14 protein-coding genes and 1 tRNA gene are annotated in these 13,701 nt (G+C 72.3%); 4 read left to right on the top strand and 11 right to left on the bottom strand.

What is annotated here, in order from left to right:
• Positions 1-107 precede the first annotated feature (107 nt).
• Positions 108-1,013, top strand: coding sequence for a LysR substrate-binding domain-containing protein (locus QWZ14_RS11025; RefSeq protein WP_290316706.1), 906 nt, complete (start codon positions 108-110; stop codon positions 1,011-1,013).
• A 34-nt stretch (positions 1,014-1,047) separates the two neighbouring features.
• On the opposite strand, the gene QWZ14_RS11020 is transcribed toward QWZ14_RS11025, so the two are convergent.
• From QWZ14_RS11020 to QWZ14_RS11010, 3 genes are all read right to left on the bottom strand, one after another.
• Positions 1,048-2,037, bottom strand: a complete 990-nt coding sequence (locus QWZ14_RS11020) for a Bug family tripartite tricarboxylate transporter substrate binding protein (RefSeq protein ID WP_290316705.1) — start codon at positions 2,035-2,037, stop codon at positions 1,048-1,050.
• A 71-nt stretch (positions 2,038-2,108) separates the two neighbouring features.
• Positions 2,109-4,316, bottom strand: coding sequence for a VIT and vWA domain-containing protein (locus QWZ14_RS11015; RefSeq protein WP_290316704.1), 2,208 nt, complete (start codon positions 4,314-4,316; stop codon positions 2,109-2,111).
• Positions 4,306-4,680, bottom strand: coding sequence for a helix-turn-helix domain-containing protein (locus QWZ14_RS11010; RefSeq protein WP_290316703.1), 375 nt, complete (start codon positions 4,678-4,680; stop codon positions 4,306-4,308). The genes QWZ14_RS11015 and QWZ14_RS11010 overlap by 11 nt, the downstream gene beginning before the upstream one ends.
• Before the next feature lie 266 nt (positions 4,681-4,946).
• On the opposite strand from QWZ14_RS11010, the gene QWZ14_RS11005 reads away from it, so the two are divergent.
• Both QWZ14_RS11005 and QWZ14_RS11000 read left to right on the top strand, forming a co-directional pair.
• Positions 4,947-5,264 carry a hypothetical protein gene (locus tag QWZ14_RS11005; RefSeq protein WP_290316702.1) on the top strand — a complete coding sequence of 106 codons (318 nt, stop codon included), beginning with the start codon at positions 4,947-4,949 and terminating at the stop codon, positions 5,262-5,264.
• Positions 5,265-5,390: 126 nt separating this feature from the next.
• Positions 5,391-5,678 carry a hypothetical protein gene (locus QWZ14_RS11000; protein WP_290316701.1) on the top strand — a complete coding sequence of 96 codons (288 nt, stop codon included), beginning with the start codon at positions 5,391-5,393 and terminating at the stop codon, positions 5,676-5,678.
• A 111-nt stretch (positions 5,679-5,789) separates the two neighbouring features.
• Here the strand turns inward: QWZ14_RS11000 and QWZ14_RS10995 are convergent, their stop codons facing one another.
• Complete coding sequence (locus tag QWZ14_RS10995; RefSeq protein WP_290316700.1) at positions 5,790-6,161, bottom strand: hypothetical protein; 372 nt, start codon at positions 6,159-6,161, stop codon at positions 5,790-5,792.
• A 545-nt stretch (positions 6,162-6,706) separates the two neighbouring features.
• Positions 6,707-6,782 (bottom strand) — tRNA-Glu (locus QWZ14_RS10990).
• 302 nt (positions 6,783-7,084) lie between these two features.
• On the opposite strand from QWZ14_RS10990, the gene QWZ14_RS10985 reads away from it, so the two are divergent.
• Positions 7,085-7,708 carry a YcbK family protein gene (locus QWZ14_RS10985; RefSeq protein ID WP_290316699.1) on the top strand — a complete coding sequence of 208 codons (624 nt, stop codon included), beginning with the start codon at positions 7,085-7,087 and terminating at the stop codon, positions 7,706-7,708.
• Positions 7,709-7,724: 16 nt separating this feature from the next.
• Here QWZ14_RS10985 and QWZ14_RS10980 read toward each other — a convergent pair whose 3' ends face one another.
• The 6 genes from QWZ14_RS10980 to QWZ14_RS10955 form a co-directional block, all read right to left on the bottom strand.
• A complete protein-coding gene (locus QWZ14_RS10980) occupies positions 7,725-8,018 on the bottom strand; it encodes a hypothetical protein (protein WP_290316698.1) in 294 nt (97 codons plus the stop codon).
• 86 nt (positions 8,019-8,104) lie between these two features.
• Complete coding sequence (gene recJ / locus QWZ14_RS10975; RefSeq protein ID WP_290316697.1) at positions 8,105-9,883, bottom strand: single-stranded-DNA-specific exonuclease RecJ; 1,779 nt, start codon at positions 9,881-9,883, stop codon at positions 8,105-8,107.
• Complete coding sequence (gene glpX / locus QWZ14_RS10970) at positions 9,876-10,871, bottom strand: class II fructose-bisphosphatase (protein ID WP_290316696.1); 996 nt, start codon at positions 10,869-10,871, stop codon at positions 9,876-9,878. The genes recJ and glpX overlap by 8 nt, the downstream gene beginning before the upstream one ends.
• Positions 10,872-10,899: 28 nt before the next feature.
• Positions 10,900-12,192 carry a homoserine dehydrogenase gene (locus QWZ14_RS10965; RefSeq protein WP_290316695.1) on the bottom strand — a complete coding sequence of 431 codons (1,293 nt, stop codon included), beginning with the start codon at positions 12,190-12,192 and terminating at the stop codon, positions 10,900-10,902.
• On the bottom strand, positions 12,189-13,433 hold the full coding sequence (locus QWZ14_RS10960; RefSeq protein ID WP_290316694.1) for an LL-diaminopimelate aminotransferase: 1,245 nt from the start codon (positions 13,431-13,433) through the stop codon (positions 12,189-12,191). Before QWZ14_RS10960 ends, QWZ14_RS10965 begins: the two co-directional genes overlap by 4 nt.
• 81 nt (positions 13,434-13,514) lie before the next feature.
• Positions 13,515-13,701: hypothetical protein (locus QWZ14_RS10955; protein WP_290316693.1), on the bottom strand; the 187-nt coding region annotated here is incomplete at its 5' end.

The raw sequence follows: 13,701 nt of genomic DNA, 5'->3' as shown, positions 1-13,701 counted from the left end.
CGTTGCCTGGCGTGGCACGACGCTACCGGCATCCCCACGGTAAAAGGAAGCAAAGGCTTCCAACCTTTTTGATAGGCTCCGTCTATCATGGCAGTGACACTGACCCGATGAACCTGCGCGACCTCAGATACCTGCTGGCGGTCGCCGAGCATGAGCATGTCGGCCGCGCCGCCGAGGCCTGCGGCATCAGCCAGCCGACGCTCTCGGTCCAGCTGCGCAAGCTGGAGGAGCTGCTCGGCGTCGCCCTGTTCGAGCGCGGCAGCAAGAAGGTGGTGCCGACCGCCGCCTGCGAAGCACTGATCGGCCATGTCCGCACCGCGGTGGCCGAGGCGGATGCGATCCTCGCCGTGGCCCGCGGCCTGCACGACCCCATGGCGGGGCGCTTCCGGCTCGGCATCATCCCGACGCTGGCGCCCTATCTGCTGCCGCTGGTCTTCGGCCCGCTGCGCGATGCCCTCCCGGCGCTGGAGCTGGAACCCTGGGAGGACCAGACGACCGTGCTGCTCAAGCGGCTGCGGGCGCATGAGCTGGATGCGGCCCTGCTGGCCTCCGAGGTCGACGGGCCGGACCTGGCGAGCCAGCCGCTCTTCGCCGAGCCCTTCCTGGCGGCGCTGCCGCCCGACCATCCGCTGGCCGGGCAGGCGGTGGTGGCCGAGGCCGAGCTGGCGCCGGATATCCTGGTGCTGGCGGACGGGCACTGCCTGCGCGACCAGGCGCTCGAGGCCTGCGGGCGCAGCGGGGCGCTGGGCCATACGCTGCGGGCCGCCAGCCTCTCGACCCTGCTCAACATGGTGGCCGCCGGCTACGGCACGACGCTGCTGCCCGCCCTGGCCGCCGGCGCGGCGCAGGACGCGGGCATCGTGCTGCGGCCGCTGGCCACCAATGCGGGGCGGACCGTGCGGATCGCCTGGCGCACCAGCTTCCCCCGGCGCCTGGCCCTGGATGCGGTGGGCGGGGTCATCGCCACGCGGCTGCGCGGCTTCGCGGCCGGGGCGGCCACGGGGATGGTCTAGCGGGCCTGATGGGTCGCCGCCGCCGTCGCCGCCGCTACTCGGACCGCACGCCGGAGGCCAGGACGATCTGGCGCCAATTCTCCGAATCCTCGCGCATCAGGGCGAGCATCGCCTCGGGCGAGGTCCAGGCCGCTTCCGCGCCCTGGCTGGCCAGCTCCCTCCGCACCCCGGGCGCCTCGCTCGCGTCCTTCAGCGCGGCCGAGAGCCGGGCGGCGATGGGCGGCGGCAGCCCGCGCGGCGCCACGGCGCAGTACCAGTTCTCCGCCAGGAGCTTCGGGAAGCCGACCTCGCCGGTGGTGGGCACCTCCGGCAGCGCCGGGCTGCGCTGGCGCGCCGCCAGCGCGAGGGGCGTCATCGCGCCGGCGCGGATATGCGGCAGCAGCGGCGGCAGATCGGCGAAGAGCAGCTGGATCTGCCCGGCGATCAGGTCGGTCACCGCCGGCGCGGCGCCGCGATAGGGCACGACCTCCACCGCCGCCCCGGTCTGCGCCCGGAACAGCAAGGCCGTCAGGTGGCTGATGCCGGCGGCGCCGGCCGTGCCGATGTTGAGCCTCCCCGGCTGGCGCCGTGCCAGGTCCAGCAGCGCCGGCATGGTCGTCACGCCGAGGCCGGGATGCGCGACCAGCGCTTCCGGCACGCGGGTGACGACCGATAGCGGCGTCACCTCCTCCGGCACGCGATAGGGCATCCTCGGCTGGGTATGCGGCAGGATGGTGAGCGAGCCGCCGTCGATGATGCCGAAGACATAGCCGTCGGCCGGGGACTTCACCACGAAATCGGTGCCGCTGACGCCCGAGCCGCCGGCCCGGTTCTCGACCAAGACGGTCTGCCCCAGGATAGGTCCCAGCGCCTGGGCGTAGAGGCGGGCGATGATGTCGTTCGGCCCGCCGGGCGGATAGGGCACGACGGCGCGGACCGGCCGGTTCGGCCAGGCCCCACCGTCCTGGGCGGCTGCCCCTGCCGGCGCAAGGGCGGCCGTGGCGAGCAGGCGGCGGCGCCCGAGCAGCAGGTCGATGGAGCGCATGGTGTTTCCCGGACCGGTGTCGCTCCCGCATGATGCGGCCGGTCAGGGCGCCGTGCCAAGCGGTGCCGCCGTCAAAGGCCGACGGCGCGTGCCGCCGCCTCGACCAGGTCCTTGTCGGCGGCGCCGAAGACGGTGCGGGCGAAGCGCGCCGCGCCACGGCTGGACATCCCCTCGGCCCGCGCCAGCAAGGATACCGCCACCGCCTCGGCCGTCACCCCCAGCAGGGCGGCCAGGGCCTTGACCTCGGCGAGCCCGGCCGCCGCTTCCAGCTGCACCAGGACCTCGGGCGGCACGTTGCCCTGCAACCGGCCTTGCCGCAGCGCCTCCATGTTGCCGGTCCAGTCCACCTGGTCGAGGCTGCCCCGCAGGTTTCCCGGTGCGGCTGCGGTCGCCGTAATCGGCACCCCCCGGCTGGCCCCGGACCGGGCGCGGCTGGACAGGCGCCCGAATGCCCCGGCACCGCGCGGCGGTGGCGGGAAGCCCGGATCCCGCCGGCCCGCCTCGGCACTGCCGGACTGGACCATGCGCGGCGGCCGGCCGGAGCGGGGCGCGGGCGAGGCGGTGGCGTCGGGCGGCAGAGCCATCCCGGCCGCGGCACGGGCGGAGGCCGGCATGGCGGCCACCACCGGACCCGCATAGCAGGCGGCGTCCATCGGCATGAGCGGGTCCGGGCCGGCCAGGGGTCCCAGGGACATGAGTGGCACCTTGCGCTGTGCCGGGATGCCCTGCTGCGCCTCGCCCGCCGCATCCACCAGGACCATCGAGGTCAGGTGGCAGACCACCCCCTCGGCCTCCGCCAGGGCCACGGCCTCCGCCGCCCCCAGGCGCGGCAGCGCCAGCCAGGCGGCATAGGCGGCGATCGCCCGCCCCTCCCCCGCCTCGGCCCCGGTCTCGGCGGGAGCGGCCGGCGTAGCCGCAGGCTCCCAGCGGGCGGTGGCCCGCATGCCGCCCGTCAGGGCTGCGGCGCTCTCAGGCGCCTGGCCGGCGGCGATCCCCGGCTGGTGCAGCCGGGCGCCGCGCAGGGAGGCGATGGCCCGCTGCAGCACCTCGGCGAGGTCGAGGCCGGAGGAGACGAAGATCTCCCCGCCGGTCAGCGCCGCCAGGTGCCCGACATTCGCCTCGAGGCTGTCCTCGCCGACCAGCACCACGGTGAAGCGGGCGCCGCGCCGGGCCAGGCCATGCACGTCGAGGGCGTGGCTTTGGCCGTCGGTCACCAGCAACACATCCGCTGCCCCCTGCCCGGCGAGCGCGGCCTCGATCGCCTCTCCCGTCTCGGTCCCGCCGGTGGGCGGCCGCAGCCGCGCGACCAGCGCGCCCACGGCGGCGGCGCCGACCCCGAGGCCCAGATGCCGCGGCCGGCTGTTGAACTCCCAGACATCCAGCCGGTCGGCGGGGCGCAGGCCGGCAGCGATGTCCGCCAGGCCATGCAGGGCCACCGCGTGCTTGGAGGGCATGCGGGCCCGGCTCCCATGGCCGCCGGCCGCGGCCTCGTCCATCGAGCCGGAGTTGTCCAGCAGCAGGAGGGCGTCGAGCACGGCTTCGCCCGCCGGCGCCGGCTCGATCGCCAGGGTCACGGCGCGCCCGTCGGCCGCCAGGCCATGCAGCAGGCGCGGGGCCGCGCCCGTCACCCGGATGGCGATGGGGGCATTGAGGGTGACGCGGGCCCTGCCCTCCACCAGTCGGCCGCCCTCAAGGGAGGCGAGGCCGCTGTCGCAGCGCACCTCGAGATCCGCCTCCAGCAGGATGGGCGCATGCATCAGGTCGTCGCTGTCCGGCAGCGGGCTGCGGCCATAGACATCGCCGACTGTGGTCGGGATGACCAGCCGGGCGCCGCCGCCGGCCGCGGCCAGCGGAATGGCCCAGGTGCCCAGGACGGCGACCTCCTGGCCCGGCGGGACGTGGCCGACGCTGATCATGTGCACCCCGCGCAGCACCTCCTCATGCAGCACCGCGGTGCGGCCGTCATCGATCGCCGCCTCGTAGGTCGCGCGGGCCGCCGACCTGCGCTGGGTGGCGGCGACGACCCGCCGCTCGCCGATCCGCGCCGACATGCCGACCAGCGCCGCCTGGACCGGCACCGGGAAGGTCATGGTGGCCTCGATGGAGTGGTCCTCGTCGTTGCGGAAGCACCGCTCCGCCGTCACCAGCGCCAGGTTGCCGAGGAAGCGGACGGCGAAGCGGGTGGCGGCCAGGGGGATGGGCCGCTGGGTGCCGGCCAGCACGGCGAGGTGGCGGAAGCGGCCCAGCGGGTCTTGGATGGGGGTGGCGCTAGCCGGCATCGGGGGGTTCCTTGGTGGGATGCTGGAGGAAGGCGCGGAGCGCGGCCTCGGCGCGGTCGCCGATGGCGCGGGGGTGGGTATCGGCGGCGAGCAGCGCCGGGGTGATCACCAGCGTGACGCCGGGCGCCAGCGGGATCCGCTCGGCATCCCGCGCCTGGGCCTCGGCCTCGAGCAGGATCCGGATCTGCGCCGGCTTGTAGTCCTGCCGCAACCGCTGGTAGCGGCGAATCGCCTCGACATGGCTCTCCCGGTACTCCGGCCTGGCACGGCTGCCGTCCGGATTGGGGATGAAGCCCTCGGCGATCAGGTAGCGGATCTGCCGGGGTGTCTCCCCCACCACCTCCGCCAGCTCAATGATGTTCACGAAAGCCTCTATCGACATTCTTTCTTGTCGATAGATGCCCCCTGGCTCGGGACCACGCAAGCCATTTCGACATGTTTTTTTGTCAGTAATCCGAGAGGGTGATCTCGGGCTCGGTCCGGTGCCGGGAGTTCGGCAGGATGCCGCGAGCAGCCCCCGGTCGGGCGGCGCGGATCGACGCGGAGCGACACTCCGCCCTGAATCGTCGGTGCGATACTGAACCTCAGGGCCCGGCCGTGCGCTGTCTCCCGATAGGCAAGGATCTCCGCATGAAGCCCATTCTCGTCATGACCCTATGCGCCGTGCTCGGCACCGCGGCAGCCCCTGCTTCGGCGCAGGACATGCAGGACACCATCGGCCGCATCCTGCAGGGTTTCCAGGGAGGGCAGAGCCAGCAGCAGGATCAGCGTGGCGGCGCCCAGCGCCGGGGCGACGAGCGGCGGCCGGTCTATGACGACCGCTCGGATCCGCGGGATCGCATGCGCATGCTCGACGAAGCGGACCGGCGGCTGGATGCGCAGCAGCGGCAGCTCGACGAGGACCGGCGCCGGATCGAGGCGGAGCGGCGCAGCCTGTCGCGGCAGTGACGCGGGGTGGCCCGGGGCGGCGCAATCCGCAGCGTCGCCAACGGGCGCGCAATAGATGAGTGATTACAATGCAATAAGTCCGGTATACGGTCGAACGTGACCCTAGGTTAAAACTAGGGTTTGATTGTGAGTGGCCAGCATTTTTCGCGCCGCCAAGGTGGCTTCCCCGACCACGGCGCGGACCGATGGACGGCACAGCGTGACTGGGCCGAACCGGAACATGGTTTCTATGCGTTCTGCACAGACATTCACCAGGCCGCCACTGAAGCCGATGCCGACCGCCTCTTTGCCTGGTTCATCCGGATTTGCCTCCTGGCGCAGACCCGGAAGATCGAGTTTGCGTTGGTTGGCGAGGAGGCGGAGCGCGGCGGCTTGGCGTCCAAGGCCGATTGGTTGCTCCGCTGGCAGATTTAGTCTGCGAGGTCTCGCCGCTCCGATATCAAAATAAATGAGGATCGAGCTGCTCCTACCGGGCCGGGCTTGGTAGTTTAGGCTGACGCGTGGAGGGGCGCGCCCTGCCGGCCTTCAGGCAAACGAACCCCAGAGTGCGACGGCGGCCAGAATGATTGCTAAGCCGATGGCGCCGTAGAGCCGGTACGGACGAGACGCGTCGAGGGTGCTGGTGGGAACGAGGGGAGAAACAGGCCCCTCACGCTCAGCCTTGCGGACAGCGGCGATCATCTCTGGTGACGGCGGTTCGCCTGCAGCTTCGTCATCAGTGCCGAGCGACGCCATCGAGGGGTCCAGTACCGCCACCTTGTCGCCCGTGGCGCCACTGACAATGTCCTGCCGGAGCTGAGCAACGGTCGATCGCGGGCCACTCGGTGCTGGCACCCTTGGCCTCGGCTCCAACTCGGTCGGATCATCGTGGCGTGGCATATCATCGTGGCCGGTCATTCGATGTCCTGTGGTATGGAGAGGGACATGGAACGCCGAGACCTCGTCGGCAGCGGCAAAGAAAGGCGATGTGGTATCGAGTTGCCGCACCCTTGCCGCCGGTGCCCAGGCAGCAGCTTCACGACCCAAACCTGGACCGGCGATGTGACCGCCCGCGGCGTGCCATAGAGCAGCTGCTTACCGGATGGTCGTCGAGGACCATGCTGTAGGCGTGGTCGCCTGGCAGGCCATTCGATCCGGATGTCGCGGCAGATAAAGGTCGAGCCACCCATGGAGCTGGGACTGGCTGTTCCCGCCAAGATGCGGACCGACTATGACTTCAACTCTTTCCGTTACCGGATGGTGTGCGTTGAGGCGTACCCTGGATTCGGATCGCGCCCGTGCCCGGCATCGCCGCTGTCAGGCCGTCCGGGTAATGCGGAGGAGGACGAGCCACCTTGCCTGAGCGGCGCCAATGTTCCTGCCCCAGGCGGCTACAAGACCCTGCTGCAAATCCTTGCCGGCCTATGGCCCTAAGCGCTTGATTTTACTCGATAAACGCCTGATGGCGTCCCCAACGGGATTCGAACCCGTGTTACCAACGTGAAAGGCTGGTGTCCTAGGCCTCTAGACGATGGGGACCAAGGCAGGGCGCTGGCTGGTGGATCGCCCGCCGGCCCGGTGCGACCGGACTACCAGGCTAAGCACTCGGACAGCGCCGGGCGGTGACTACACCGGCCGGGTGGCCTCGTCTAGCCACCCGCGGCAGGGTAATTTACCACGCCATGCAGGCCATGGCATTTCAACCAAAGGGATTTTAGTAAGGGCACAGCTCCCCCCCCACGGCGTAGATTCGGCCGCCGCCTGATCGCGGTTGCGCCAGCCGGGACGCGATCGCGCGAGCAAGGGTTCCGCGAAGCCGCCCGGGCCGCTAGGCCAGGGTCATGCACCGACGCAACCTCCTCCTGGGCGCCGCCGCGCCGCTGATCCTTGCTCGGCCCGGCCTCGCCAGCGCGAGCCGGCCCGCGCCCCCTGCCCCGCGCCGCCTGGTGCTGCGGCATGCGGCAACCGGGGCGCGCTTCACCGGCATCTATCACAACGGCCTTTCGGTCGATCCGGGAGCCCTGGCGGAGATCTCGGCGGTGCTGGCGGACAGTCGCACCGGCACGGTGCAGGGCTTCGACCCCAGCGTCCTCGACATCCTGTGGGAAACCGGGCAGCGCGCCCGCGCACGGGGGGAATTCCTGGTCGTCTCCGGCTTCCGCACGCCGGAGACCAACGCGGCGGTCTGCGGCGCGGGCAACAGCCAGCATCTGCGCGCCGGCGCCCTCGATGTCTGCGTCAGCGCCGCGCAGCTGGCCAGCTTCGGCGAGGCGGCGCTGGGCCTGCGGCGCGGCGGAGTCGGCGTCTATGCGGCGAAGAGCTTCATCCACCTCGACAGCGGCCCGGTCCGGCGCTGGGGCGACGTGCCGGGCGGCAGCAGCGGGAGTAGCGGTACGCCGACCCCGGTCGTGCCCGACCGGCTGAGCCGCATCGCCGATGCCTGGGCCTCCGCCCGGCTACCCTGAACCGGGCGGCGCAGGCTCAGCGCCGGTAGTAGCGGCGCGGCGGCGGGGCGTAGTAGCGCGGGCGGGGCGCCACGTAGCGCCGGCCGTAGGCTCGCGGCGGCGGGGCATAGCGGCGGCGGTACTGCGGACGTGGCGGTGCCGCATAGGGCCGGCGATACTGCACCGGCACCAGCAGGCGGCCGGCGGTCCCGGTGACGGTGGTGCCGCCGGTGGCGACCCCGGCCGCAGCGGCCTTGCCGGTCGGGGACATCGCCATCGGCCCGGCCAGCAGGGCGAGGGTCAGCAGGGAAAGCTTCAAGATCCGGCGCATCATCCATCCTTCGGCTGCGTGGCGACAACGCGCGGCGAGGGCGAAAGAGCCGGCCGCGCCGCCCATCTTTTCGCCGGCGGCGGGAATCAGGCCGGGGCAGCATCCACCACGTGCAGGCAGGCGCTCACCTGGTCGTTCCAGCGTTCCGCCCGCAACTGGCCGCAGAGGTGCAGCGGGGCGGCGTTGCGGGCCAGCAACGCCTCGGCCAGGGGGCCTTCCTTGGCGCGGAAGCAGATGGCCTTGAGCCTGCCGCCGGCCTCGCCTTCAACGAAGGCGCGGATGGTGTTGCCCTCCTTGCCGATCCGGTCGGCCCGGACCACCCGGGCGCGCGGCAGGACGAAGACCGGCTCCTCGTTGCCGGCACCGAAGGGCGCCAGCCGCCCGACCTGCTCCGCCAGGGCCGATGTCGCGGCCGGGACCGCCATGGTCCCCTCCACCACCAAATCGGCGGCGCCGGGTAGGCCATTGGCATCGGCCAGGCGTTCGTTGAGGAAGCCATGCAGTTCCTCCTGCCTCGCGGCCAGGAAGCTGAAGCCGGCGGCCATGGCATGGCCGCCGCCGGTCTGCAGCATCCCCGCCTGACGGGCGGCAATGATGGCGGCCCCCAGGTCGACGCCGGGCACCGATCGGCCGGAGCCCTTGGCCAGCCCGGCGGCGAGGCCGGCGACGCAGGCCGGCCGGTTGAAGCGCTCCTTGAGCCGACCGGCGACGATGCCGACCACGCCGGGATGCCAGCCCTCCCCGACCACCAGCAGCACCGGCTGGCCGGCCGCCACCTGGGCCTCGGCCGTGGCGAAGGCGGCGCCGAGGACCTCCGCCTCCACGTCCTGGCGGCGCCGGTTCACTTGGTCGAGCCGCTCGGCCATGGCGCGGGCCTCGACCGGGTCGTCGCAGAGCAGCAGCCGGAGGCCGAGGTCGGCCTCGTCGATCCGGCCGGAGGCATTGATGCGCGGGCCGAGGACGAAGCCGAGGGAATGCGCGGTCGGCTGGTCCCGCACCAGCCCGACGTCGAGCAGGGCGGCGACGCCGGCATGACCACGCCGGGCCATCACCTTCAGCCCCTGGGTCACCAGGGCCCGGTTGACCCCGGTGAGCGGCATGACGTCGCAGACGGTCGCCAGCGCCACCAGGTCCAGCAGGTCGAGCGGCGACGGTTCCGCCTTGCCGGCGAAATGGCCGGCGCGGCGCAGCGTGCGGTGCAGCGCCACCACCGCCAGGAAGGCGACCGCGGCGGCGCAGAGGTGCCTAAGGCCGGAGGTGCAGTCCAGCCGGTTGGGGTTCACCGCCGCGGCGACCCGCGGCACCGGGCCCTCGGCCTTGTGGTGATCCAGCACCACCACATCCGCCTGCCCGACGGCGGCGGCCAGCGCCTCATGCGCCGCGATGCCGCAGTCGACGCAGACGATCAGCGTGGCGCCGCGCGCGCAGAGAGCGCGGATGGCGGCCGGGTTTGGGCCGTAGCCCTCCTTGAGCCGGTCCGGGACGTAATGGGTTACGGTGCAGCCCAGCCGCCGCAGCGCCCGCACCATCAGCGCCCCGGAGCAGGCGCCGTCGACGTCGTAGTCGCCGAAGACCGCGATGGTCTCCTGCTCCCGCACCGCCCGCGCCAGGCGGTCGGCGGCGACATCCATGTCGACCAGCAGGGAGGGGTCGGGCAGCAGGGCGCGCAGCGTCGGGTCGAGGAAGTCGGCCACCGCCTCCAGCCCGATGCCGCGGGCCGCGAGCAGGCGCCCGACCAGCTCGGGCAGCTCGGCCCGCTGGGCGATGGCGAGGCCCAGCCGGGCCTCGCTCTCGCGCCAGATCCAGCGCCGGCCGGTCAGGCTCCGGCCGACGCCGAGGACGGCTTCCGGCAGCGCCTCAGCCAACGAAGGAGGCGGGCTTCCGCGCAAAATTGTGGTGCCCCTCGACGTAGCGCACCGTGCCGGACTTGCTGCGCATGACGATGGAATGGGTGATGGCGCCGGTCGCGGTGCGGCGGATGCCGCGCAGCATCGGACCGCCGGTCACGCCCGTGGCGGCGAACATCACGTCGCCCTGCGCCATGTCTGCGGTGGTGTAGATGCGGTTCGGGTCGGTCACGCCCATGTCGCGGGCGCGGGTGACCTGCTCGTCGTTCTCGAACAGCAGCCGGCCCTGCAGCTGGCCGCCAATGCAGCGCAGCGCGGCTGCGGCCAGCACGCCCTCGGGCGCGCCGCCGGAGCCGAGGTACATGTCGACGCCGGTCTCGGGCTCGCTGACCGCGATGACGCCGGCCACGTCGCCGTCGCCGATCAGCATGATGCGGGCGCCGGCGGCGCGGCAGGCCTTGATGATCGCCTTGTGCCGGTCACGGTCGAGGATGCAGATCATCAGGTCGTTGATCTCGCATTTCTTCGCCCGCGCCAGCTCGCGCAGGTTGGTCTCGACCGGGGCATCGAGGCTGACCACGCCCTCGGGCAGGCCGGGGCCGATGGCGATCTTGTCCATGTAGATGTCGGGCGCGTGCAGGAAGCCGCCGTGCTCGGCCAGCGCCAGGGTGGCGATGGCGTTCGGGCCGCCCTTGGCGGTGACCGAGGTGCCCTCGAGGGGATCCACGGCGATATCGACCAGTGGGCCGCCGAGGCCGATCTTCTCGCCGATGTAGAGCATCGGCGCCTCGTCCATCTCGCCCTCGCCGATCACGACGGTGCCGGTGATGGCGACGGTGTCGAAGGCCTTCCGCATGGCATCGACGGCGGCGCCGTCGGCGGCGTTCTTGTCGCCGCGGCCGATCCAGCGGGAGGCGGCGATGGCGGCGGCTTCCGTCACCCGCACCAGCTCCAGCGCCAGGTTGCGGTCGACGACCTTGCCGTATTGGGTTTCGGTCTCTGGCATGATCTGCTCCCTGGAGCTGCGACGTGGGTTACAAGGTCTCGATGCGGATGAGCGCCGGCTTTTCCAGCACCGCGCCCAACGCGCCGATACGCACAAGGGCGGCACGCATGGCGGCTTCCTCGCAATCATGCGTGGTCAGCACCACCGGCACCGCCTCGCCGGGCGCCCGGCCGCGCTGCAGCATGGATTCGAGGCTGATCGACTGGTCGCGCAGGATGCCGGTGACGTCGGCGATGACGCCGGGACGGTCGAGCACCATCAGCCGCAGGTAATACGGGCCGACATGGCGGTCCATCGGCACCGAGGGCGCGGTGCCGAGCGCACCGCCGGCGGCGCCCCAGACCGGGGTATGGCGGTCGCGCGCGATGTCGATCAGGTCGGCGGCCACGGCGCTGGCGGTCGGCCCGGCCCCGGCCCCGCGGCCCTCCAGCATGACCCGGCCGACGAAATCGCCCTCCGCCACGACCGCGTTGAAGACGCCGTCCACCCGGGCGATGGGGGCGGCGGCCGGCACCATGCAGGGATGGACCCGGGCCGAGATGCCCGCCGCGGTCCGGCTGGCGATGCCGAGCAGCTTGATCCGGTAGCCCAGCTCGCCGGCCAGCGCGATGTCGAGCGCGGTGACCTCGCGGATGCCCTCGACATGCACGGCGCCGAAATCGACCGGCCGGCCGAAGGCGAGCGCGGCCAGGATGGCGAGCTTGTGCGCGGCATCGACGCCGTCGATGTCGAAGCTCGGGTCGGCCTCGGCATAGCCGAGCGCCTGGGCCTCGGCCAGCACCTCGGCGAATTCGCGCTTCTGCTCGCGCATCACCGTCAGGATGTAGTTGCAGGTGCCGTTGAGGATGCCGGCGACGCGGAGGATGTTGTTGGCGGCCAGGCCCTCGCGCAGCGCCTTGATGGCGGGGATGCCGCCGGCGACCGCGGCCTCGAAGGCCAGCGGCAGGCCACGGGTCTCGGCCTGTTCGGCGATGGCGGCGCCGTGGACCGCCAGCAGCGCCTTGTTGGCGGTGACCACCGGCTTGCCGGCGGCAATCGCCGCTTCCACCAGGGCGCGGGCCGGGCCGTCGCTGCCGCCGATGAGCTCCACCACCACTTCGGTGCCGGGGTCGGTCGCCAGGGCGACCGGGTCGTCGTACCAGCGGACCGCCTCGAGCGGCACGCCGCGGTCCCGCCCGCGGTCGCGGGCGGAGACGGCGCCCACGACGATCGGCCGGCCGGCGCGGGCGGCGACGATATCGGCATTGGCCGCCAGCAGCTTGAGGAGGCCGACGCCGACCGTGCCCAGGCCGGCGACCGCGATGGAGAGGGGCTTGCTCATGCGCCGCTCAGCTCCTTCTCGACCTCGACCGGGGCGTCGCTGCCCTGCAGCGCGGGACCGGCATTGTCGCCCTGGAGGAAGCTGCGGATGCCGCGCAGCGCCTGGCGGATGCGCTGGTTGTTCTCGACCAGGGCGATCCGGACATGGCCGTCGCCATGCTCGCCGAAGCCGAGGCCGGGGGCGACCGCGACCTTCGCCCGGGCCAGCAGCAGCTTGCTGAACTCGACGCTGCCGAGGTGGCGGAATTTCTCCGGGATCGGCGCCCAGAGGAACATCGAGCCTTCTGGCGAGGGCGCCTCCCAGCCGGCGGCATGGAGGCCCTTCACCAGCAGGTCGCGGCGTTCGCGGTAGAGGGTCCGCATCTCGGCGACGGTGTCCTGGGGGCCGTTCAGCGCCGCGGCGGCGGCGATCTGGATCGGGGCGAAGGCGCCGTAGTCGAGGTAGGACTTCACCCGGGTCAGGGCGCCGATCAGCCGCTCGTTGCCCGCGGCGAAGCCCATGCGCCAGCCCGGCATGTTGTAGGTCTTGGACAGCGAGGTGAACTCGACCGTCACGTCCTTCGCGCCGGGCACCTCCAGCACCGAGGGCGGCGGCGTGGTGCCGAAGTACAGCTCGGCATAGGCGAGGTCGCTCAGGATGAACAGCTCGTGCCGGCGGCAGAGCGCGACCAGGTCGCGGTAGAACTCGATACTGGCGATATGCGCCGTCGGGTTCGAGGGGAAGTTGACGATGACCGCGGTGGGCTTGGGCACCGAATGCCGCACGGCGCGGTCGATGGCGGCGAGCATCTCGTCGTCCGGGGTGCAGGGCAGGCTGCGGACCGAGGCGCCGGCGATGATGAAGCCGAATTGGTGGATGGGGTAGCTCGGGTTGGGCACCAGGATGGTATCGCCCGGGCTGCTGATGGCGGTGGCCAGGTTGGCCAGGCCCTCCTTGGAACCCAGCGTCGCCACGACCTCGGTCTCCGGGTTCAGCTTCACCCCGAAGCGCCGGTCGTAGTAGCCGGCCAGGGCGCGGCGCAGGCCGGGGATGCCCTTCGACATGGAATAGCGATGGGTGCGCGGGTCCTGCACCGCCTCGATCAGCTTGGCGACGATATGCGGCGGCGTCGGGCTGTCGGGGTTGCCCATGCCGAGGTCCACGATGTCCTCCGCGGCTGCGCGTGCCTTGGCCTTGGCGGCGTTCACTTCCGCGAAGACATAGGGCGGCAGGCGGCGGATGCGGTGGAATTCCTCGGTCATCGACTTGGTCCGATCGGGTTGCCCCGGGCCAGAAGCCTGCCCGGTGCGCCGGTATAGCGGAGCAGGCCGCGGGGGGCGAGGCTAAGGTCGGGGTGCGGGCGGCGGACCCAGCAGGTCGGGCGGCGGCGCGGCCGGGGCGAAGTCCGGCATGGCGGGCGGCGGGGCGGGCTCGGGCGCGGCGGCGGCGCCGCTGCCGCGCTGGCCCGGGGCGGGGTCGCCCGGACCGGTCCAGGGAATCGCCGGGGCGGAGGTGAGCGCCGCCCGGGGC

It is taken from the genome of Paeniroseomonas aquatica, assembly GCF_030409335.1.
Taxonomy (GTDB): domain Bacteria; phylum Pseudomonadota; class Alphaproteobacteria; order Acetobacterales; family Acetobacteraceae; genus Belnapia; species Belnapia aquatica.
Note: the sequence above shows the minus strand (reverse complement) of the source record. Positions and strands in the feature narration are given on the sequence as shown.